Source organism: Actinoplanes sp. NPDC049265 (genome assembly GCF_043197135.1).
Lineage (GTDB): Bacteria > Actinomycetota > Actinomycetes > Mycobacteriales > Micromonosporaceae > Actinoplanes.
In genome coordinates this window covers 278,475-299,141 of the sequence record NZ_JBICSP010000008.1, presented here as the reverse complement: position 1 = coordinate 299,141, position 20,667 = coordinate 278,475, and the positions used below count along the sequence as shown (strand labels likewise).

Annotated in this window: 18 protein-coding genes, 1 pseudogene and 1 riboswitch; of the genes and pseudogenes, 14 read left to right on the top strand and 5 right to left on the bottom strand. The window is 71.7% G+C overall.

From position 1 onward, the window contains the following. The 4 genes and pseudogenes from ACGFIO_RS21540 to ACGFIO_RS21525 form a co-directional block, all read left to right on the top strand. Positions 1–2,398: pseudogene (locus ACGFIO_RS21540) on the top strand (hypothetical protein); the annotation flags it as partial. A 14-nt stretch (positions 2,399–2,412) separates the two neighbouring features. Next, on the top strand, positions 2,413–3,282 hold the full coding sequence (locus tag ACGFIO_RS21535) for a hypothetical protein (RefSeq protein WP_392828060.1): 870 nt from the start codon (positions 2,413–2,415) through the stop codon (positions 3,280–3,282). A 210-nt stretch (positions 3,283–3,492) separates the two neighbouring features. Beyond that, positions 3,493–3,577: riboswitch (ZMP/ZTP riboswitch) on the top strand. Positions 3,578–3,589: 12 nt separating this feature from the next. Further along, positions 3,590–4,453, top strand: coding sequence for a bifunctional 5,10-methylenetetrahydrofolate dehydrogenase/5,10-methenyltetrahydrofolate cyclohydrolase (locus tag ACGFIO_RS21530; protein ID WP_392828059.1), 864 nt, complete (start codon positions 3,590–3,592; stop codon positions 4,451–4,453). A gap of 42 nt (positions 4,454–4,495) precedes the next feature. Then, positions 4,496–4,951: an SRPBCC family protein gene (locus ACGFIO_RS21525; RefSeq protein WP_392828058.1), complete on the top strand. Its 456-nt coding sequence runs from the start codon at positions 4,496–4,498 to the stop codon at positions 4,949–4,951. A gap of 33 nt (positions 4,952–4,984) precedes the next feature. Here ACGFIO_RS21525 and ACGFIO_RS21520 read toward each other — a convergent pair whose 3' ends face one another. Both ACGFIO_RS21520 and ACGFIO_RS21515 read right to left on the bottom strand, forming a co-directional pair. Further along, complete coding sequence (locus ACGFIO_RS21520) at positions 4,985–6,055, bottom strand: glycoside hydrolase family 26 protein (RefSeq protein WP_392828057.1); 1,071 nt, start codon at positions 6,053–6,055, stop codon at positions 4,985–4,987. Continuing rightward, positions 6,052–6,918 carry a polysaccharide deacetylase family protein gene (locus tag ACGFIO_RS21515; protein WP_392828056.1) on the bottom strand — a complete coding sequence of 289 codons (867 nt, stop codon included), beginning with the start codon at positions 6,916–6,918 and terminating at the stop codon, positions 6,052–6,054. Before ACGFIO_RS21515 ends, ACGFIO_RS21520 begins: the two co-directional genes overlap by 4 nt. A 252-nt stretch (positions 6,919–7,170) precedes the next feature. On the opposite strand from ACGFIO_RS21515, the gene ACGFIO_RS21510 reads away from it, so the two are divergent. The 6 genes from ACGFIO_RS21510 to ACGFIO_RS21485 all read left to right on the top strand — a co-directional run bounded on the left by ACGFIO_RS21510 (position 7,171) and on the right by ACGFIO_RS21485 (position 11,708). Beyond that, entirely contained in the window at positions 7,171–7,422 is a 252-nt protein-coding gene (locus tag ACGFIO_RS21510; RefSeq protein ID WP_392828055.1) for a hypothetical protein, read from the top strand. A 65-nt stretch (positions 7,423–7,487) separates the two neighbouring features. Beyond that, positions 7,488–8,138, top strand: a complete 651-nt coding sequence (locus ACGFIO_RS21505; RefSeq protein WP_392828054.1) for a hypothetical protein — start codon at positions 7,488–7,490, stop codon at positions 8,136–8,138. 229 nt (positions 8,139–8,367) lie between these two features. Then, positions 8,368–8,868: a pyridoxamine 5'-phosphate oxidase family protein gene (locus tag ACGFIO_RS21500; RefSeq protein WP_392828053.1), complete on the top strand. Its 501-nt coding sequence runs from the start codon at positions 8,368–8,370 to the stop codon at positions 8,866–8,868. 9 nt (positions 8,869–8,877) lie between these two features. Next, positions 8,878–9,525: a nucleoside/nucleotide kinase family protein gene (locus tag ACGFIO_RS21495; protein ID WP_392828052.1), complete on the top strand. Its 648-nt coding sequence runs from the start codon at positions 8,878–8,880 to the stop codon at positions 9,523–9,525. A gap of 10 nt (positions 9,526–9,535) precedes the next feature. Beyond that, the gene (locus tag ACGFIO_RS21490) at positions 9,536–10,531 is read left to right on the top strand and encodes a hypothetical protein (protein WP_392828051.1); all 996 of its coding nucleotides are present in this window, start codon (positions 9,536–9,538) and stop codon (positions 10,529–10,531) included. After that, complete coding sequence (locus ACGFIO_RS21485; protein ID WP_392828050.1) at positions 10,515–11,708, top strand: metallophosphoesterase; 1,194 nt, start codon at positions 10,515–10,517, stop codon at positions 11,706–11,708. The genes ACGFIO_RS21490 and ACGFIO_RS21485 overlap by 17 nt, the downstream gene beginning before the upstream one ends. Positions 11,709–11,839: 131 nt before the next feature. On the opposite strand, the gene ACGFIO_RS21480 is transcribed toward ACGFIO_RS21485, so the two are convergent. Then, positions 11,840–12,706 carry a pirin family protein gene (locus ACGFIO_RS21480; RefSeq protein WP_392828049.1) on the bottom strand — a complete coding sequence of 289 codons (867 nt, stop codon included), beginning with the start codon at positions 12,704–12,706 and terminating at the stop codon, positions 11,840–11,842. Positions 12,707–12,794: 88 nt separating this feature from the next. Between ACGFIO_RS21480 and ACGFIO_RS21475 the strand changes: the two genes are divergently transcribed. After that, positions 12,795–13,115 (top strand): winged helix-turn-helix transcriptional regulator, encoded by a 321-nt coding sequence (locus ACGFIO_RS21475; RefSeq protein WP_392828048.1) that lies wholly within the window; start codon positions 12,795–12,797, stop codon positions 13,113–13,115. 8 nt (positions 13,116–13,123) lie between these two features. Here ACGFIO_RS21475 and ACGFIO_RS21470 read toward each other — a convergent pair whose 3' ends face one another. Next, positions 13,124–14,011, bottom strand: coding sequence for an aminoglycoside phosphotransferase family protein (locus ACGFIO_RS21470; protein WP_392828047.1), 888 nt, complete (start codon positions 14,009–14,011; stop codon positions 13,124–13,126). Between the two features lie 113 nt (positions 14,012–14,124). Here ACGFIO_RS21470 and ACGFIO_RS21465 point away from each other — a divergent pair, with 113 nt between their 5' ends. Then, positions 14,125–17,604: an ATP-binding cassette domain-containing protein gene (locus ACGFIO_RS21465; protein ID WP_392828046.1), complete on the top strand. Its 3,480-nt coding sequence runs from the start codon at positions 14,125–14,127 to the stop codon at positions 17,602–17,604. Positions 17,605–17,625: 21 nt separating this feature from the next. After that, a complete protein-coding gene (locus tag ACGFIO_RS21460; RefSeq protein WP_392828045.1) occupies positions 17,626–18,369 on the top strand; it encodes a VOC family protein in 744 nt (247 codons plus the stop codon). Between the two features lie 69 nt (positions 18,370–18,438). On the opposite strand, the gene ACGFIO_RS21455 is transcribed toward ACGFIO_RS21460, so the two are convergent. Then, positions 18,439–19,332 (bottom strand): SDR family oxidoreductase, encoded by an 894-nt coding sequence (locus ACGFIO_RS21455; protein WP_392828044.1) that lies wholly within the window; start codon positions 19,330–19,332, stop codon positions 18,439–18,441. Positions 19,333–19,490: 158 nt separating this feature from the next. Between ACGFIO_RS21455 and ACGFIO_RS21450 the strand changes: the two genes are divergently transcribed. Then, positions 19,491–20,198, top strand: coding sequence for a TetR family transcriptional regulator (locus ACGFIO_RS21450; protein WP_392828043.1), 708 nt, complete (start codon positions 19,491–19,493; stop codon positions 20,196–20,198). Positions 20,199–20,667 lie beyond the last annotated feature (469 nt).

Below are 20,667 nucleotides of genomic sequence, written 5' to 3'. Positions count from 1 at the left end.
GGAGACCGAGGACGACGCCGCGGTCGAGGACGAGCCGGAGACCGAGCCCGAGGCCTCCGTCGAGACCGAGGCGGAGCCGGAAACCGAAGCCGAGACCGACGCCGCGGTCGAGACCGAGGCGGAGACCGAGGACGACGCCGCGGTCGAGGACGAGCCGGAGACCGAGCCCGAGGCCTCCGTCGAGACCGAGGCGGAGCCGGAAACCGAAGCCGAGACTGAAGCCGCGGTCAGGGACGACGAACCGGACGAAACTCATAAGACGCCCGAAACAGCCCCAGAAGAAACGGACGAAGCGGTCGACTCTCAACCTCAAGATGAGGCTGAGGTTGAGGGTCAAGTAGAGGTTGAGCATCCAACCGAGGTCATCCCGGCGATCGACGAGACGGTCCGGATCATCCCCGGCGAGGAAACCGTCAAGATCATCCCGGGTGAGGACACCAGGCGGATCATCCCCGGGGCGGAGGAGACGCGCCGCATCACCGTGATCCCGGGGCGCTCACCGCGTACCCAGAAGATCCCGGTGGCCGCCCCCGTCGCGCAACCAGCGGTCGACCGCCGCAAGGCGCCCCGCGGCGGCCCCTACGACCTGGGCCGCGCGCCCTGGGTCCTGCTCCTGTCCAGCCTCGGCGTCCTGCTCGTGGCCCTGTCCTACACCGGCGGCCGGTCCGGCGCCGAGAGCGCGCCGATCGCCTACTGGATCGGCCAGGTGGTCGTCTTCACGCCGGTGGTGTTGCGCCTGCTCAGCCGACGGATGGCCGGGGTCGCCGAGTCGTTCCTGCTGGTCATGGGCCTGGCCATCAACCAGTACCTGCTCAAGTGGATGTACAGCCCGGACCAGTTCCGCTTCCCCGACGAGCTGCAGCACTGGCTGGCGACCACGACGATCATGGAGACCGGGAAGCTGTTCCAGCCCAACCCGGCCCTGCCCCCGGCGGTGCACTTCCCGGGCCTGGCCGAGATGGGCGCCGCGATGTCGTCGATGACCGGACTGCCGGTCAGCGCGGCCGGCATCATCGTCGCCGGCGTGGCCCACCTGGTCTTCGTCGGCGTGCTGTTCGTCTGCGTGCTGCGGGCCAGCAACTCCCCCGCCGTCGCCGGAGTGGCCTGCGCGACGTACGCCACCGCCCTGCACTATCTGTTCTTCAGCTCGATGTTCCTCTACCAGACGGCCGCCCTGCCGTTCTTCATGCTGGCGATCTGGGCGACCCGGCGGTGGCGGGCCGAGGGTGGCAAACCGTTCCAGGTGGTCGCGATCGGGTCGATGGTGATGACCGCGGTCAGCCACCATGTGACCGCGTTCGCCCTGGTCGCCACGCTCACCCTGCTCGGGGTCACGGAACTGTTCACCGAGCGGCCGCGGCGCTGGTCGGCGCTGGCCATGCCGGCGATCGCGCTAGCCGTGGTGACGGCCTGGATCCTGCTGGTGGCCCGCGACGTCATCTCGTACCTGGAGGAGCCGGTCCAGCAGGTGGCGACCACGGTCGACACCCTGCTCGGGGGTAGCAGCGGCGCCTCCGCGGCCGCGCCGTCGGCCCCGCTCTACCAGCTCATCCTGCAGGGTTCCGGCCTGCTCGGCCTGCTCGTGCTGTTCATCGCGGTCGCCCGGGACATGGTCATCCGGCACGACCGGGACAGCTGGCGCTGGGCGGCGGTGATCGGCGGGCTGGTGTTCTTCGCCGGCAACGGGGTGCGGTTCCTCGGCCAGAACGGTCCGGAGATCGCCGGGCGGCTGTCCACCTTCACGTACATCCCGATCTCCATCATCGCGGCGATCGCGCTGGTCCGGGCGGTGCAGATCCTGCCGTCGCGGGACACCGCCGGGCGCCGGCACTGGGTGGCGCCGGCGCTGGCCACGCCACCGCCGACCGGGCGCAACCTGGTGGTCCGGGTGCTGGCCGGCTCGGCGCTGGTCACGTTGCTGATGATCGGCGCCCGGGCCGGGGGCTGGCCGCCGCTGGGGTCGCTGCTGCCGGGGCCGTACCTGGCCGGAGGGTTCGAGCGCTCGGTCGACGCGTACGGGGTGGACGCCGCGAAGTGGGAGCTCACCGTGCTCGGGCGGGGCAACCGGGTCGGCGGTGACGTGACGTCGGTGTCGCTGGCGTCCACCTACGGCCGGCAGGACCCGGTGCGCGAGGTCGGGCCGCTCTACTACGCCGACGAGTGGGGCCTGAACGAGGACGAGCTGGTCGCCCGGATCCGTGTCAACTACCTGGTGGTGGACCGCCGGTTGAGCACCCAGCTGCCGCAGAGCGAGGCGTACTTCGAGAACGACCCGCGGGCCGGCCGCATCACCGAGCCGCTGACCACCCGCCAGCTGACCAAGTTCGACGCGCTGACCGACGTGGACCGGCTCTACGACAACGGCACGGTGCGCATCTACCGGATGGGGGTCCAGTAGTGAACGGGCTTACCGTGCGTGAACGGGCTCGGCCCGTCCTTCGATCGACAGCGCTCCTGTTCGCGGTGGCCACGATCGCCGCGGCCGCGTCGGTGCTGGCCGGGCCGCGCGCGCTGGCCATTCCCGGCGGGATCGCGCTCGGCTGCCTGCTGCCCGGGCTGGCCCTGAACGCCCTGATCTTCCGTTACCGGGCGCTCAGCGCGGTCGAGCGGACCGTCCTGGTGCCGGGCCTGTCGCTGGCCACCATGATCGTCGCCGGGCTGGTGCTCTACGTGGCCGGCTTCAAGCTCGACCGGGTCTCCTGGTCGCTCGCCACCGCCGGGATCACGCTGGCGATGCTCGCCCTCAGGGCGGTGCCGGAGCGGGTCTGGCAGGGCGAGGAGGAGGACGACGAGGAGGGCCCGAAGACCGAGCTCATTCCCAGGATCACCGATGAGACGGCCACGCCGCTGCCCGGGCCGTTCGCGCCGCGGTCGCCCGAGCAGAGGGTCGAGCGGCGTACGGTCGTCAAGCAGCTCCTGCCGATGCTTCTGGTCCTGGCCGTGGTCGGCGGGGCCGGCTGGCTGTCGTACACCAGCTCGCAGGACAGTTACCGGGTCACCGTCACCACGCTCTACTCCGACCTGCCGGGCCCGGTCGGCAGCGACGGCGGCTGGGACGTCGACATCCGGGCGACCGGGCTGGTCGAGGCCGACGGTCCGTACTCGGTGGTGGTCACCGACCCGACCGGCAACCGGATCATCGAGCGGCGGGTGGCCGGCGGCGACGGCACCTGGGGGGCGACGCTACGGCTCCCGTCGGCCAGCCGGATGACGATCGGGTTGTATCGCGCGGGGGACACCGCCGCGTACCGCACGGTGATCGTCGCGGCCGCTCAGTCCTGACGCCGCCGCCCGGCCGCCGATCGCCGATTCAGTGGTAGCCCTGGGCGGCGTTCCGGTCGCGCATACCGCCCGGGCCTCCCACCGGCCCTTTCCGCGGGAGGCCCGGGCGGATACGCCCAGACTTACCACTGGCGATTCAGTGGTAGGCCTGAGCGGCATTCGGGTCGCGGATACCCCTCAGGGCTACCACTGGTCTGCAGGGTAGGTTGGAGATCCTCACGCGACTGGCGGCACCGAGGATGGCGACCACCATCGGGGAGCGCGGTCGTGGGTGCCGTCCGCCTGGGTGCCCACGCGGGAGAATCGCATGACTGACACAGCAAGGCTGCTGCCCGGCGCGCCGGTCGCCGAGGCGGTCCTGGCCGACGTGGCCCGCCGCGCCGCCGACCTGCGCGCCCGCGGTGTCGAGCCGTCGCTGGCGACGATCCTGGTGGGTGACGACTCGGCCAGCGCCGGCTACATCCGGATCAAGCAGAAACAGGCCGCCGAGCTGGGCTTCGTGTCCCCGCACGAGCACCTGCCGGCCGACGCCACGCAGGACGATCTGCACCGTACGATCGCCCGCTTCAACGACGACCCGGCGGTGCACGGCCTCCTGATCCAATACCCGATCCCCGGTCACCTGGACTACGACGCGGCCCTGATGACCGTCGACCCGGACATGGACGTCGACGGCATGCACCCGCTCAACCTGGGCCGGCTGTCGAGCGGCCGGCCCGGCCCGGTCCCGTGCACGCCGGCCGGCATCGAGGCGCTGCTGGCCCACTACGAGATCCCGGTCGCCGGCCACGAGGTGGTCATCCTCGGCCGTGGCGCCACCATCGGCCGGCCGCTGGCCATGCTGCTGGCCCAGAAGCGCCCGACCGCGAACGCCGCCGTCACCGTGGTGCACACCGGCGTGCCGGACTGGGCCCGCTACACCCGGCGGGCGGACGTCCTGGTCGCGGCGGCCGGCGTGCCCGGCATCGTCCAGCCCGAGCACGTCCGACCGGGCGCGACGGTGATCGGCGCCGGTGTCCGCTACGAGGGCCGCCGGCTGCTGCCCGACGTCGACGAGTCGGTGGCCGAGGTGGCCGGCGCGATCACGCCGAGGGTCGGCGGGGTCGGCCCGACCACTGTGGCCATGCTGTTCCGCAACGCGGTCGCGGCGGCCGAGCGGGCCGCCACCTGACCATCCCGCCCCGGCCGGGCGCCGCGCTGTTATCTTGCCCGCGTGAGTCAGCTGACGCTCGTCCATGAGTTCACTGTCGCGGCGCCGCCCGGTGAGGTCGGTGCGCACCTGTGCGATCCGGAACTCTACGTCGGGCTGAACCCCTATGTGGTCGCGGTGCGGGACATCCGGGAGAGCGACGGGGTCACCGAGTTCACCGCCGTGGAGCGGCTGCGGTTGGCCGGCCCGCTGCGGATGGACAACCCGATCGCGGTCCGGCTCTGGCCGGAGGAGACGGGCGAGGGCGCGCGGGTCGTCTTCGACATCCGCAGCCGGGGCGGCGTCCAGGTGCACATCGTCACCGGTCTGGTCGCCGCCGGGCCCGGTACCGCTGTCACCGATACGTTGACCGTGCGTGTGCCCGCGCTGCTGCGACGCACCGTGCGGACGACGGCGCGGGCCGGGCAGCTGAGCCGGGCGGCCGAACTCGCGAACCGGCTGAGCCGCCCCGCCGCCTGACCCGCGGCTCGGCCGCACGCATGGGGCGCCGGGTCAGGCGCTGAAGTGCGGGTCCTTGGCCATCGCGACGAACGCGGCGAGGGACTCCGGGTCGGTGTCGACGCGCCACTTCTCGTGGTAGTTGTAGTGCGTGTCGGTGTCGAACCAGACCACCGCGCCGACCGCCGGGTGCTGCTCGACCCAGGTGGCCAGGGCCGTCGTCCAGTCGGCCTTGGTGCGGCCGCCACGGTCGACCGAGCCCGTCTCCGTGATCATGATCGGTTTCTTGGCGCCGTACAGGTCGTAGATGCCCTGGAAGAGCTGGCCCGGAAGCTCCCGGTGCAGGTTGTAGCCCGACACACCGACCCAGTCGACCTGGTCGTCGCCGGGGTAGTACTTCGGCTTGGCGTTCCAGGCGGCGTCCGGCTTGTCGTTCCAGTTGGGGCTCCACACCCAGGAGACGTTGTCGGCCTTCTGGTCGGCGAAGATCTTCCGGAGGTGCTTCCAGCTGCGTACGTAATTGGCCGGGTTGTTGCTGTTCTGCGGGCCGCCCCAGCGGTACCAGTCGCCGTTCATCTCCCAGCCCCAGCGCAGCAGCACCGGCCGGCCGAGCCGCTTGAGCTGCTTGGCGTTGCGAGCGATGAGGTCGTCGAACCTACCCGAGAGGATCGAGGCGTGGTCGGTGCCGCGCCAGGAGATCATCGGGTACGAGTCGTCCGGCAGCCACGGCAACGACCGCGGCAGGGTGTCCTGCCAGGCATAGAAGGTGTGCAGGATCCGCGGGTCGCGCCCGGTCTGCCGGCGGCGCAACGCGATCGCCTGGGCCGCCGACATGCCTTCCAGATCCAGGTACGCGCCCAGCATCGTCTTGCCACCGCGGTAGGGCACCGGTCCCCCGCCCTTGCCCACCACCGCGGCACCGGACGGCTTCGACCCCTTACCCGGCCCGGAAGCCGCGGCCGACGGCGCGTGCGACGGTCCGGTGGTCGCCTCGGCCGGCAGCGTCCGGGTGCGCACCTGCCCGGCCACCACCGCGGCGGTCGGCACGACGGCCAGCGCGGCGATCCCGGCGATGGCCTGGCGCCGGCCGAAGCGGCTGGGCGCGCGGTGCGCTCCGCCGCTCACGTGAGCGTCCGTCCACTGCGCAGCGCCACCTTGCGCGCCACCCGCCAGGCCGGCTGGGCCAGGCGCTTCATCTGCGGTACGAGCTGCGACCCGCCCCCGGAGACCAGCGCGACCAGGTCCTCGCCGGTGTGCGCGGGCGTCGGCTGCAGGCGTGGCACCGCGAACCGGTTGTCGCCGGGCCGGTGCAGCCGCCGGCCGACCTCGGTCGCGTGGTCGTACCCGGTTTCCCGGACGACGTCCCGCACCCGCCGCCCGTTGTAGCCGTGGGGGTACGCGAACCCGCGCACCTTCCGCCCCAGCCGTTGCTCGAGTTCCCCGTGGCTGCGGACGATCTCGTTGCGCAGCTGGTCCGGCGGCAGCACGTCGAGCGGGTGGTGGACCAGGCTGTGGTTGCCGATCTCCACGCCGGCGTCGGCCACCTCGGCCAGCTCGTCCCAGGTCAGCAGGCGGCCGAAGTCCGGGGCCCAGCGGCCGAGCCAGCCGGCCCGGTCACCGAGGTGGCCGACCGAGGCGTAGAGGGTGGCGCGGGCGCCGGTCGCGGCCAGGACCGGCAGTCCCGCGGTGAGGAAGTTGCGGTAGCCGTCGTCGAAGGTGACCGCGACCAGCTTGTCGGTGCTGCCGGCGGCCTTACCCGGGCCGGCGGCGTTATCCGCGCCCGTGGCTAGGTCAGCGCCGGCCGCGAGCAGGTCGAGGGCCTCAGCCAGCCCGACCAGGCGGTACCCGGCCGCGGTGAGAGCGGTGAAGTGCTCGGTGAGACGGCTCGGTGGCACGGCGAGATCGCCCAGCGGCCCGCCGATGGCGGACACCGAGTGGTACATCAGCGCCGGCAGGGTCGCCCAGGCCGGCGTGGCCGTGTCGGTCACCGCGTTCCTTCCTCCTTCGCTACCGGACCACTCCCTTATCGGACGGCGGCGATCCGACTTTCGTAGATCACCACGCTAATGCTCAAATCCCAGGTCAACAGGCATCCGGGCCGGTGAGAGGCAAGCACCGCACCAACGGACGATCAAGCTTCGGCCTTTCCGCCGACCGGCCGACTCGGCCGAAAGTCATAGGCGTGGATCGGTCCCCGGGCCGAAGCGGCCGGACCGGCTCGGACGGCAGGGTGACTCACCATGACCGGAAACCGTGCGATCGATCCGTTGCGACTGGCCGAGTCGGCCGTCGAAGCGGCGGTGGTGCTCGGGATCACCGCGCTGCCGGTGGCCTGGCACGCTCTCGACTCCTCACTCACAGCGATCCTGACCGGGATGCTGGCACTCCTGACGTCTAGCGTGTACGCACTACACGCCGTAACCTTCGACTGCTTCCGGATGACGGGTCACCGCAGTAAGCGGAGTTTTTCGCTTACACAAAGTAAGGAATGAACCGCTACCGCCTGCCGCCCGTACCCCGGAGCAGAGACCCGCAGCACTACCCTCGGGAGCGGCCAATGTTCCGGCTCATTCAGCTGAACACCCACCTCGGTGTCCCCCGCATCGGCGTCGACCCGGACGGCTACGCCTCCGAGCGCGCCGCTCTGGCCCGCTATCGGGCGACGCCGGGCAGTTTCTTCGGCGTCGGCCGCTTCGACGAGGAGGGCACGCTCGCCGAGATCATCATGGACACGGTCTGCGGGCCGGTCGGTGACTGCCCCCGCCCCGCCACGGTCGTGCACGCGCGCACCTTCCAGCGCCTGTGTGACACGTGCGGTTTCGGCCTGGAGGTGCTGACCGTGCCCGAGCTGGCGTTACGCATGGGCATCGCGGTCCGCCTGGCCCCGGTGCTGGCCCGTTCCGGCCGGCACGCGGCGGCCGAGTTCGCGTTCACCGCCAGCAACCGCATCGCCCGCGAGTTCGCCACCCGGGTCGAGGATCAGGCCTGGCGCCACGAGCTCTGCGTCGAGCTGGCCCGCAACCCCAGCTCGGTGAACGGTCTCCTGATCGGGGTGGGCGCCCTGAGCCACCGTGACGTGCTCGACCTGTACCCGGCCCTGAAGACGCTGGGCGAACAGATCCCGGCCTGCGTACACGGCGACCTCCTGCGCGCCACGTCGCGCCCCCTCTCCCCCGCCGGCGTAGCCGCCCTCCGCCTAGGCATCTGACCCCAGCGGTAGGCCCCGGGCGACCTCCCGCCCCCGCCTGCCACCCCGAAACCCAGTGGTAGCCCCGGGCGGTATTCCCCGCCCGGAGACCGCCCGGGCCTACCACCCCAGACCCTGTGGTAGGCCCGGGCGGTATTTGTACCCGGAGGTGGCCGGAAGTGGATGGTTGGGGACGCTCGGTGAGGGAAGACGAAGGTGCGGACAACCCACCGAGTCGGAGGAGCACCCCGTGGCCGAGAAGACCGAGCAGGAGAAGCGGGAGACCGTCAAGGAACTGGTCAAGGAGGCCAGGATCTGCATGCTGACCACGATGACCGACCAGGGGCGGCACGTGAGCCGGCCGATGGCGGTACAGGACGTGGAGTTCGACGGCGACCTGTGGTTCTTCGCGTACGGTGACTCCGATCTCGTCGCCCAGATCGGCGTCCACCCGCAGGTGAACGTCGCCTTCAGTGACAGCAAGCACAAGGCCTGGATCTCGATCTCGGGCGAGGCGATGCGCACCGACGCGCCCAAGAAGGCCGAGGAGCTGTGGAGCCCGGCGCTGAAGGCCTGGTTCCCGGACGGCCTCGAGACGCCCGGCCTCACCCTGGTCAAGGTGCACGCCGAGACGGCGGAATACTGGGACGCCGCGCACAGCAGCACCGTGCTCACGCTGATCGGCTACGCCAAGGCCGCCGTCACCGGCCGGCAGCCGGACGCCGGCGAGAACGAGACGGTCCGGCTGTAGGTTCCGTACATGACCTTCGACGACCTCGTCCGGCGCGCGAGGGCGCTGGTCAAGGATGGGCGCCGGGCGATCCTGGGCATCACCGGCGCCCCGGCCGCGGGCAAGACGACGCTGGCCGAGGAACTGGTGAAAGCCATCGATTCGGCGTGGGTGGCCCACGTACCCATGGACGGTTTTCATCTCGCCGACGTCGAACTCGACCGGCTGGGCCGGCGCCACGCCAAGGGCGCACCGGACACCTTCGACGCCCTCGGGTACGCCGCCCTGCTCCAGCGGCTGCACGCCGACGAGGACGACGTGATCTACGCGCCGGGCTTCGAACGGGTCATCGAGCAGCCCATCGCCGGCGCCATCCCGGTCTTCCGCGACGCCCGCCTGATCGTCTCCGAGGGCAATTACCTGCTGGTCGGCGACGGCCCGTGGGCGGGCGTGGCGCCGCTGCTCGACGAGGTCTGGTACGCCGACCTCGACCACGAGGAACGCATCCGCCGCCTGATCGACCGGCACCGACGCTTCGGCAAGGACGAGAACGCCGCGGTCGAGTGGGCCACCGGCACCGACGAGCGCAACGCCCAGGTCATCCTGGCCACCCGGGAGCGGGCTGACCTGGTGATTCCGGCCGAGTTGCTGCACCGGCTGGGTCACCCGCCCGCATAGGCTCACCGGCATGGACCTGCCGGGCGGCGCGAGCGTCACGCCGGCGACCGCGCGCCCGGTGACCGAGGGCTGGTCGAACCGGATCGCGGTGAACCCGCGGCTGCTGCGCTGCACCGCCGACGACGGCCGCACGGTGATCGTGAAGATGCGCCGCGCGCCCGGTGACGTCCGCCGCCGGGACGGCTTCCACCGCGAGCTGACCGCGCTGCTGCTGCTCGACGAGCTGGGCTGTGACGCCGGCCCGCGACTGCTGGCCACCGACGACAGCGCCGGCCTGCTCGTGCTCGAGGACCTGGGCGACGGCCCGGCCCTGGAAGATCTTCTGATGGGTACGGACGCGGCCGCGGCCACTGCCGGTTTCGTGGCCCTGGCCGAGGCGGTCGGCCGGATGCACGTGGCGACGCTGGGCCAGGCCGACGGCCTGCGGGCGTCGTGGATCTTCCTGGACATGCTCGACGCGGCGGAGGTACGCGAGATTCTCTGCTCCGGGCCGATGGCGCTGTCCAACGGCGACCTGGCCCCGCAGAACTGCCGGATCACCGGCGGGCGGGCCCGGCTGCTCGACTTCGAGGACGCCGCCGCGCAGCACCCGATGCTGGACGTGGCCCACTTCCGGCTCCCGTTCTACGGTGGGCCGTGCTGGGCGCGGGTGCCGGCGTTCGTCGGCGGGCGCGTCGAATCGGCGTACCGGAAGATCACCGGGCGGACCACCGACCGTGCGTGGGCCGAGGGACTGGCCGCGGCCGTCGCCGCCTGGACCGTCGTCCGCCTCGCCCGCCTGCCGAAGCTGCTGGCCGCGGACCCGCCCCACCCGATGGGCTTCTCGCGGCGGGGCCAGCTGCTGCACACGCTGCGGGTGGGCGTCGAGGCCACCGACGGAGTGCTGCCCCGGCTGGCCGCGAACTTCGCGGGCACCGAACGCGAACTGCGGGCGCGCTGGCCCGGCCTCGCTGCTTCGCAGGCTGTTTATCCCGCGTACGCTTCGCCTGGTGACCACTCCCGGTGAAACCGTCGAAACGCCGCCCCGCCCCCGGCGCAACGCGTCCCGCGCGGCGGTCTTCGGTCTGATCATCGCCGGGGCGAGCCTGCTGCTGTTCGGCACGTCGTGGTGGACGCTGGTGGCCGCGGGCAACGACTGGCCGACCCCGGTCTTCGTCACGCTGACGGTGCTGTGGGTGCTGTGGATGGTGGGCTTCCCGCTGCTGATGATGCGCGGCCACGGCGGCGCGCATCGCGACGGCGCGGCGGTCGCCGGCGACACCAGCCTGGGCGTGGTCTGGGTGCTGTTCACCTGGTCGGTGCTCAGCCTGTTGCTGCGCGCGGCGCTGGCGGTCGCCGGGGTCGCCGATCCGGTCCGGTCACGTGTCGTCACCGTGGTGGTCGCGCTGATCGCGCTGGTGCTGCTCCTGTGGGGGTACGCCGAAGCCATGCGCGTCTCGCGCGTCCGCCGGGTCGACGTGGTCCTGCCCCGCCTCGGCCCCGGCCTCGACGGGCTGCGCGTGGTGCTGCTGACCGACACCCACTACGGCCCGATCGACCGGGCGCGCTGGTCCCGCGGCGTCATCGACGTGGTCAACACCCTCGACGCGGACGTCCTCGCGCACACCGGCGACATCGCCGACGGTGACGTGTCCCAGCGCCTCGCCCAGGCGGCGCCGCTGGCCGACGCGCGGGCGTCGCTGGCCCGGGTCTACGTGACCGGCAACCACGAATACTTCTCCGGCGCCCTGCCCTGGGTCGAGCACATGGAGTCCCTGGGCTGGGAGACCCTGCACAACCGGCACATCGTGGTCGAGCGGGGCGGCGACCGCCTGGTCGTGGCCGGCGTCGACGACCGCACCGCCGCCGGTTCCGGCCTGCCCGGTCACCAGGCCGACCATGCCGCCGCGCTGGCCGGGGCCGACCCGTCCCTGCCGATCCTGCTCCTGGCCCACCAGCCGCAGATGATCGGCGGCGCGGTTGAGCACGGCGTCGACCTGCAGATCTCCGGCCACACCCACGGCGGCCAGATCTGGCCGTTCCACTACCTGGTCCGCACCGACCAGCCGTCCCTGCAGGGCCTGACCCGCCACGGCGAACGCACCCAGCTCTACACCAGCCGCGGCACCGGCTTCTGGGGCCCGCCCTTCCGAGTCTTCGCCCCCAGCGAGATCACCGTCCTCACCTTGCACACCGCACCCTGACCCACCCACCCGTCCGCTCCTCCTTGTGGTGCTGCCCTGGGCGGTGCCCGGTCGGTCTTTGTGGTGGTAGCCAGGGCGGTGTCCGGCCGGCGAATGCCGCTCGGGCTACCACTGGGCTTGGGGGCCAGCGGTCAACTGGCGGGCAGGCGGGTGTGGCGGGGAATGCTGCCGAAGGCGCCGGAGTGGAAATCGCGGTAGGCCTGCTGGATCTCGGCGACCGTGTTCATCACGAACGGGCCGCTGGACACGACGGCCTCACCGATCGGGCGGCCGGCGAACAGCAGCACCGTCGTCGGGGAGTCGCCGTCGCCTGTGTTCAGGGTCAGCGTGGACGGGACGCTCGGCTGGGCAACCGGGTCGGACCAGCCGATCTGCCCGGTACGCAGAACGCGGCCACCGACCGTCAGCCGGCCGTCGATCGCATAGGCGAACGCACGCTCGTCGCCGGCGAGCAGCTGCCGGTACGTGCTTCCCGGGTCGAGCGTGACCAGCATGCCCAGGATCGGCCAGTGGTTGACCGCGGGTCCCCGTACCGCTGCCGTCTCGCCGGAGATGAGCTGGACCAGAACACCCGGCTCGGTGTGTACGGCGTGCATGCCCGCCCGCAGATCCTGATAGCCGGTGGGCACGAACTTCTTGTCCGCCGGCAGATTGAGCCACAGCTGGATCACCCGGGCGCGCTCCGAGGGGGCCGCGACCTCACGGTGGATGATCCCTCGGCCCGCGGTCATCCACTGCACGTCACCGGGCCCGAGCACGCCCGCGTTGCCCAGGCTGTCGCCGTGCTCCAGCGCTCCCTCCAGGATCAGGGTCACCGTCTCCATCCCCCGGTGCGGATGCCACTCGAATCCCGGCTGATTGACCAGTTCCTCGCCCATCAGCAGGAACGGATCGGTGCGGGCGTCGTCACCCGGCGCGATGATCAGCATGCTGCGATCGGACATCGCGGTCGGACCGAGGTCGATCCGATCGGACACCCGGTCCACTCGTCGTTCCATGACGCTCCCCTTCCATGCCGGACAGGAAAAGCATCCGGCGCGCTGATCCGGGTTGGCAAAGCGCACCTAAGTTGCTTACTTTCGAGAAGTGGACGGGCCGATCGAGGACGAGAACTGCCGCCGCATCCTGCGCGCGATCGAGATCATCGGGGTTCGCTGGATCGGTCCGATCCTGCTCGCCGGTGCTCGTGGCGCCCGCCGTTTCACCGAGTACCGCCGGCTGGTCCCGGGCATCTCGGATCCGCAGCTGACGTTGCGGCTCAAGCAGTTGCAGGCGCACGGCCTGATCGAACGTACGGTCATTCCGAGTACGCCGGTCCAGATCAGGTACGCGCTCACGCCCGGGGCCGAAGAGCTGATCTCCGCGCTGCGGCCGTTGTCGGACTGGAGTGAACACCACGCTCGGTGAAACAGCCGTCAGGCGTGGCGGGACAACTCGTCGGCGGCGCCGAGCATCTGGCCGGCGATCTCCGTCCGGCCGATGCCGGCCAGCACCAGGCCCGTCGACACGCGTTCGACCACGCCCCACTCCCAGATCGCGACCGGGTCGGTGCCGGTGTGCCGGGCCAGCCAGTAGGCCCGTTCCCACGGGTCGCCGGCCATCAGCTCGAGCGGGTCCTCGCGCATCAGGACGCCCAGGTCGTACTCGGGCTCGGCGATCAGGCCGTCCGGGTCGACCAGCTTGAAGCCGGCGGCGGACTCGAGCACGTTCCACTGGTGCACGTCGCCGTGGACCAGGACGGCCCGGTCCGGGTCGTGGGCGCGGATGCGGCGCTCGGCGGCGGCGACGGCGTGGGCGACCGTGCGCGGCTGACACGGGCGGTCCAGCTCGGCCCAGCGGCGCTCGATGAAGTCGATCAGCCACCGGCCCTTCTCGGCCCCGGAGCGCAGGCCGGTGGCCGGTCGCCACACCGTCCGGGCGGCGTCGGCCAGGATCACCAGCCGTTCCTCGAACGGGCGGCCCAGCTCGTACAGTGATCGGCCCAGACGCTCCAGGAGCAACGCGCCGCACCCCTCGTCGGCCTCGAGCAACCTCGCACAGCCCTGGCCCGCGGCCAGCCGCAGCACCGCGATCTCGTCCCGCGCGGCCGTCCCAGGCCCGGGGACGATCAGTTTGAGTACGGCGGGCGTCCCGTCCGCGCGGGTAACCGCCATCACACAGGCCTCGGTGGCGTCGGGGAACACCGGGCCGACGGCCAATTTCCAGCGCTCGGCCAGCGCCGTGACCAGAGCGGGCAGACCGTCGAGCCACGCGTTCGAGGCCGCGAGCCGCGCCTTCGCCACAACCGCCGGGGGAACATCCACGCCCGTGAGGGTGACACGTGTGACAACGGCGGGCGACGTAATTCCGTTGAAGCGCTCACCCGTCCGCCGCAGGATGGAGGCACCGCCCGACCCACTTTCTGCGAGGAGTCCGCATGCGCCTGCTCCGTGACCTCTGGGACACGTCCGCGCTCCGGACCTTCCTGATCGGATTCCTGGTCCTGCTGGGTGCGATCGGCCAGGCGGGCGCGCTGGCGCTGGCCGGCGGCGTCCTCGTCGATCGATCCATGACGATGTTCACGCTGCTCGCGGCCGCGCTCGTGGTGTCCGTGCTGGGCGACGTCGCGGTCGGGCTGATCGCCGCCGGGCTGACCGCCGACTGGGCCGCCCGGGTCCGTCGCGGCCTCAACCGGGTCGCCTTCGGGCAAGATCTGCCGACGCTGGAGAACACCCCGGTCGGCGAGCTGCTCGACCGCATCGACAGCGACGTCTACCAGGTCGGGTCCGAGATGCGCGGCAGCGGCGTACGGATCGTCCAGTCGCTGGCCGTGGCCACGATGTCGATCTTCACCGCGTTCCTCGTGTGGTGGCCCGCCGGCGTCGCCATGGTGCTGGTGTCAGCGCTGCTGGTGGTCACCATGCGCGGGCCCATCGCGCGGATCGGACCGGCCCGGATCGCCGAGGAGGAGGCCTGGTCGGACCTGGCCGCGGTGATGGAGGAGGCGATCCATGGCCAGGACGATGTGCGTACGAGCCTGGCCGCACCGTACGTCCTCAAGCTCTACGCGCTGCGGGCGCGTGAGGTGCTGGTCCGGGGACGCCGGGTGTGGCGTCGGTCGTCGCGCATCACGATGGGGGCCGGCGCCATCACCCGTACCCTCATCGCGGTCCTGGTCGTGGGTGGTGCGATCGCGCTGGTCGCCGGGCTGATCGACGGGGCCCGGCTGACCGCGATCTGGCTGCTGGCGCTGGGCTTCGGCGGCACCCTGGAACACGTCACGCGGATGGTGCCCGAGCTGCAGAACGCGCTCGGTGCCTGGAGCCGGGTGCAGCTGCTGCGGGCGGTGCCGCAGGAGCCCACCGGCGGCGCCGACCCGCGCGACGGCGATCTCCAGGTGCGCGACCTGACGTTCCGGTACGGCGAGGCCGACTCCGGGCGGCCGCCGGCGCTGCGGGACGTCACGCTGACCTTCGAGCGCGGCCGGTCGTACGCGCTCATCGGCCGCACCGGATCGGGCAAGTCGACGCTGGCCAAGATCCTGACCCGGGCCGTCGACGTGCCCCGCGGCACCGTCTTCCTGGCCGGCGCCGACATCAACGACCTCGACATCGAGGGCCTGCGCCGGTTCACCGCGATCGTGCCCCAGCGCACCGACATCCTGGCCGGGACGCTGGCCGAGAACATCGCGCTGTTCGACCGGGAGCTGATCCACCGGGCCGGCGCCGCGCTGGCCGAACTCGGCCTGACCCCGTGGGTGGCGAGCCTGCCCGAGGGCGTCGAGACCAAGCTCGGCGAGGGCGGTTACAAACTGTCGGCCGGCCAGGAACAGCTGGTCGCGTTCGCCCGCATCCTGGTCCGCGACCCCCAGGTGGTGATCCTCGACGAGGCCACCGCCCGGATGGACCCGGTCACCGAGTCGTGGGTGCAGCGCGCCACCGACCGGCTGCTCGAGGGCCGCATCGGCATCATCGTCGCGCATCGGCTCTCCTCCGTGCAGCGCTGCGACGAGGTCGTCGTGCTGGCCGACGGCGAGGTGCTCGAAGCCGGCCCGCTGCGCACCTCGCGCCGCTTCGCCGAACTGCTCGCCACCAGCAACGCCGCCGTGCCCACGGGCGGTCCGACCGGCGGCGTCCTGCTGGCCGAGCACGACTGGGACGCCGCCTTCGAGGCCGAGGTCGGCGCCGACGCGCTGGTCAACAACCTGCCCAAGGCCGACCCGCCGCCGCTGCCCGAGGCTCCCCGGTCACGCACGCTGCGCGAGATCGTCCGGCTGGCCACCAACGACCCGAGGTACGGGCTGGGCGCCGTGGCGTTCTTCGCCGTGCTCGTCATGCTCGGCCTCGACGGCGCGATCCTGCCGCTGCTGTGGGCCAAGGTGGTGGACGGCGTCGGCGACCCGCTCTACCCCGCGATCGGCATCGCGGCCGGCCTGATCGTGGCCATCCCGACGCTTTTCTACACCGGCGCCTGGTTCCCCGAGTGGTGGGTCCGGCAGATGCTGCGGATCAGCCTGCGCCTGGTGCACGGGCAGATCGGCCCGCGCCGGGTCAGCAAGCACACCCCGGCCGAGGTGGTCGCCCAGGGCGGCGACACCGAACGCGTGGTGATGCTGGCCGACAACACGATCGACCTGTCCATGAGCGTGCTGATGATCGTGGCGATGACGCTGACGTCGGGCAGTTTCGTGCCGGCGATGTTCTTCATCGGCACGATGGCCGTCTCCGGCCTGACCGCCACACTCTTCGGTCCCCGGCTCGAGGCGGCTGCGCGGCGCACCGTGGCGGCCCGCGCGGCGTTCGCGACCGCGCTGGTCAGTTCGCTGTCGGCGGCGCGTACGGTCAAACTGGCCGGCGCCACCGAACCGGTGCTCGACCACCTCGCCGACCTGGACGCGCAACGCAGCGTCAAGCAGCGCAAAGAGATCTCCATCCAGGTGTGGGCGCGGTCCACGCCGTCGGTGCTGAGCGGGCTGATGCCGATCGCGGCATGGGCGCTCTACCTGACCGGCGACCTGTCCGCGCCGGCCACCCTGATCGCGGTGGCCACGCTCGGCAGCGCCCGCTGGTTCGCCTGGGTCGCGGCGTCGCTGGTGTCGCATTTCCCGTCGGCCCGGGTCTGGACCAGACGCACGGTGGCCATGTCGGGCGCCTCGCAATACTCCTCGTCGGTGCCCGGCGTGGACATCGCGACGGGTACGGCACCCGCGCCGCCCACCGCCGAGCGGAACCCGCTGCGCGACCTGGCCCTGTCCGGCTTCAGCGCGGTCCACGAGAACGGCACGGTCGGCGTTCAGGATGTCGACCTGACCGTGACCCGGGGCCAGCTGGTGCTGGTCGTCGGCCCGGTCGGCAGCGGCAAGAGCTCACTGCTGCGGGCGCTGGCCGGCATCGTGCACCACACTGGCCGGCTGTCCTGGAACGGGCAGGCGGTCGACCAGCCCGAGATGTTCCTGCGGCCCAACCAGGTCGGGTACGTCGCCCAGCTGCCCCGGGTGCTGTCCGGCACGGTGGCCGACAACATCCAGCTCGGGTACACAGTCGACGCGGCCGACGCGGTCAGCACGGCGCAGCTGTCGCACGACCTGGCCGCGGCCGGTGGCGGTCTGCAGCTGCTGATCGGCCACAAGGGCACCCGGCTCTCCGGCGGGCAGCTGCAACGGCTGGCGCTGGCCCGTGCGCTGGCGCCGCGGACCGAGCTGCTGATCGCCGACGACGTGTCCTCGGCCCTGGACGTCACCACCGAACTCGAGTTGTGGCGGGCCCTCCGCTCGCACGGCGTGACAGTGGTCGGCTCCACCTCCAAGCGCGCTGCCCTGGTCCAGGCCGACCACGTGGTCGTTCTGATCGGCGGGCGGGTCGAGGCCCAGGGCCCGTGGCGCGAGCTGGAGGACCGTTGGGGCCACCTGGCCGGCTGAGAATTCCATAGGATCACCGGCATGGCGCTGTGGGTGGTGCAGGCGAACCTCAAGGCCCGCGACGACGTGGCCCTGGGCCGGTTCTGGGCGGCGGCGCTGGGCTGGGCGGCGTCGTCCGCCCAGACCGGCGCCACCAGCGTCGTGCCGGCCGGCTTCCGGTGGCCCGACCCGAACGCCTTCGGCCTCGACATCATCGCCGTCCCCGACCCGGGCCTGGTCAGATATCGCGCCCATCTCGACCTGGCCACCACCTCCGCGGCCGAGCAGGAGGCGCTGGTCGGTCGCCTCGTGGATCTCGGGGCGACGCCGGCCGACATTGGCCAGGGCGACGTCCCGTGGACGGTCCTGGCCGATCCGGAGGGCAACCTGTTCTGCGTGCTGGAGCCGCGGGACGTCTACCGGGACACCGGGCCGCTGGCCGCGGTGGTCGTCGAGTGCGCCGATCCGCGGGCGATGGCCCGGTTCTGGGGCTCGGCCACCGACTGGTCCGTGCTGTCGGTGACCGACGAGATCGCACAGTTGCGGTCGGCCCAGCGTGTCGGGCCCTATCTGGAGTTCATTCGCCGGCCGGGCGACCCCGGCGCGGGCAAACGCGTGCACCTCGACGTGGCGCCCTATCCCGGCGAGTCGCAGGAGGCGGAGGTGGCCCGGCTGCGCACGCTGGGCGCAACCGACGCCGACGTCGGCCAGGGCCCTGACGTGTCGTGGAAGGTCCTGGCCGACCCCGAGGGCAACGAGTTCTGCGTCCTCGCCGTCAGCTCCTGAAAAGGGCACCGAGTTCTGCGTCCTCGCCGTCAGCTCCCGAGAAGGGCACCGAGTTCTGGGAACTCGCCGTCAGCTTCTGAAATCGGCGGCGTGCTCCTTCGCCCAGAGCTCGAACGGCAGCGGGGGCCGGCCGAGGATTCTTTCGACGGCGTAGGTCGCGGGTGAGTTTCCCGCGGCGGCGTCGTCCACGAAGCGCACCACCGCCGCGGCCTCGGTCGCGGGCATGAACCGTTCGAACCGCGCGATCGCCTCGTCCCTGGTGAGGGTGACGACGTCGATGCTCCGGCCGGCGGCGGCAGCGATCATTGCGATCTGGTCGCGCTGGCTCAACCGGGCCGGACCGGTCAGGAGTGCCGATGCATGATCTTCACCGTTCCTCCTTTCGCCGCCGCCGTCTCTCTCAGGGTGCGGTCTTGTCGAGGCTTCGGCAGAGAGTGCGGCTACGGCGACCGCGGCTATGTCGTGCTCGTGGATCGGTGCGGTCATGGCGTCCGGCCGGTAGACGGCGACCACGCCGGACTCCTTGAGCGAGTAGGCCCAGGCCAGCGCGTTCGTGGCGAGGACGAGCGGACGGATCGGCACCACGGTCAGATCCGGCGCCTCCGCGAAGGCGGACTCGATCGTGCGATGCGACTCGGTGATCGGGTTGCCCTTCGACGTAGGGTGGATGACGCTGCCCGAGGACAGGAGCACGATCCGTCGCAGACCGGCGGCGCGGGCGGCCCGCACCACGTCGTGCACGCCGTCGTGGTGGGCGTACAGGAAGGCCTGCTCGACCCCGTCGAAAGCGGGAGTGAGCGACGCCGGATCGGTCAGATCGGCGGCGTGGACGTCGACGCCCGGCGGGAACTGGCCCGGCTTCGGACGGCGGGCGGACGCGCGGACCGGCACACCGCGAGCGATCAGCTGATCGAGGACCTGCTTGCCGACGCTCCCGCGAGCGCCCATGACGAGGGTGACCATTGTCAGGCTCCAGACACGTAGTGACCACGCGCCACCAACCTGTCCACGACGAGGCGTTCCGACGCCGCACCTCGACGACCCGTACGGTAGCACCCGTCGAAGTTAATTGCGTGCCACGCATCTTTGCGTGACACGCAGTTTTTGGTACGGTGGTCGGCATGGGGTTGCGCGAGGACAAGAAGGAGGCGACCCGGGCCGCGCTGAGCTGGGCCGCCGTCCGCCTGATCGTCCAGCGCGGCTTCGACAACGTCCTGGTGGAAGACATCGCGGCGGCGGCCGGGGTGTCACCACGCACCTTCAACAACTACTTTTCCAGCAAGGGCGAGGCGATCGCGGCCCGGCATCTCGACCGCTACCTCCAGATGGTCGACAACCTGCGCGCCCGACCAGACGGGGAACCCTTCTGGGATTCGATCCGGGCCGCCGTCGTCGGCGTGGTGCAACGGCCACCGAGTTCACCCTTCGACCAGCCCCACGACCCGACCTCCGACGACCGGGAACGCTGGTTCGCCGGCGTCCGCACAATGTCCGAGCACCCGGCCCTCCAGGCCGAATTCCTGCGCGCCGGCGCCCGCGCCCAGGAAGCCCTGACCGGGGTAATCGCCCAACGCACCGGCGCCCAAGACCTCTACCCCCAGGTCGCGGCGGCCGCGATCCTGGCCGCCATCAACGCCGCGATGAACCAGTGGCAGGCCGGCCGCAACCCCGCCGCCCGCGACACCGACGCACCGGCGGTGCTCACGTCCCGAATCATCGAAGCCCTGACCCTACTGTCAGACGGCCTCCCGCCACCCCAGCGCCAAGGCCCCGACCTGCCTCCTCCTCCGCCGAACCCTGACCCCGCCACCCTCGACGCCACACCGTGACCCGACCCTCTCCGCCACTCTGACCCCGCCGCCTCCGCCGCCAAACCGGGACCGGCCTTCGAACGGGCCCCGCCGGAATCGTCCGAGTTCTGATCCACTTTCGAATCGTTCAGTGCTTACCGAATCGCCCCAACCACAAGACCCCGCCGACCGGCCGGCCGCCGCCGAAGTCGTCGCAGTCTCTGACCAGCTACCGACAGCCCGCCGTGGCCGAGATACCTGTCTCGCCCCGGGCTGCCCGCCGTCGCACTCGCTGACGACCAAACGCTCCGCCGCCGGCGGTCCCGCCCTGCCCGCAGCCACACCCGCACTTGCAGCCGCGCCCGCCAAGATCAAGACCAGCCCGCCGCGCCGCCCCCTCCCCCAAGCCGCACCCGCCAAGATCAAGACCAGCCCGCCGCGCCGCCACCTCCCCCACCCCGGCACTGGGTGGGTCAGAACGTAGCGCCCGAATTCGACGATCTGAACA

Excerpts from the sequence above, each read along its gene's own strand:
- ACGFIO_RS21530 (WP_392828059.1), top strand. The coding sequence starts at position 3,590 with ATGACTGACACAGCAAGGCTGCTGCCCGGCGCGCCGGTCGCCGAGGCG.
- ACGFIO_RS21510 (WP_392828055.1), top strand. The coding sequence starts at position 7,171 with ATGACCGGAAACCGTGCGATCGATCCGTTGCGACTGGCCGAGTCGGCC.
- ACGFIO_RS21505 (WP_392828054.1), top strand. The coding sequence starts at position 7,488 with ATGTTCCGGCTCATTCAGCTGAACACCCACCTCGGTGTCCCCCGCATC.
- ACGFIO_RS21495 (WP_392828052.1), top strand. The coding sequence starts at position 8,878 with ATGACCTTCGACGACCTCGTCCGGCGCGCGAGGGCGCTGGTCAAGGAT.
- ACGFIO_RS21480 (WP_392828049.1), bottom strand. The coding sequence starts at position 12,706 with ATGGAACGACGAGTGGACCGGGTGTCCGATCGGATCGACCTCGGTCCG.
- ACGFIO_RS21460 (WP_392828045.1), top strand. The coding sequence starts at position 17,626 with ATGGCGCTGTGGGTGGTGCAGGCGAACCTCAAGGCCCGCGACGACGTG.
- ACGFIO_RS21490 (WP_392828051.1), top strand. The coding sequence starts at position 9,536 with ATGGACCTGCCGGGCGGCGCGAGCGTCACGCCGGCGACCGCGCGCCCG.
- ACGFIO_RS21450 (WP_392828043.1), top strand. The coding sequence starts at position 19,491 with ATGGGGTTGCGCGAGGACAAGAAGGAGGCGACCCGGGCCGCGCTGAGC.
- ACGFIO_RS21465 (WP_392828046.1), top strand. The coding sequence starts at position 14,125 with ATGCGCCTGCTCCGTGACCTCTGGGACACGTCCGCGCTCCGGACCTTC.
- ACGFIO_RS21455 (WP_392828044.1), bottom strand. The coding sequence starts at position 19,332 with ATGGTCACCCTCGTCATGGGCGCTCGCGGGAGCGTCGGCAAGCAGGTC.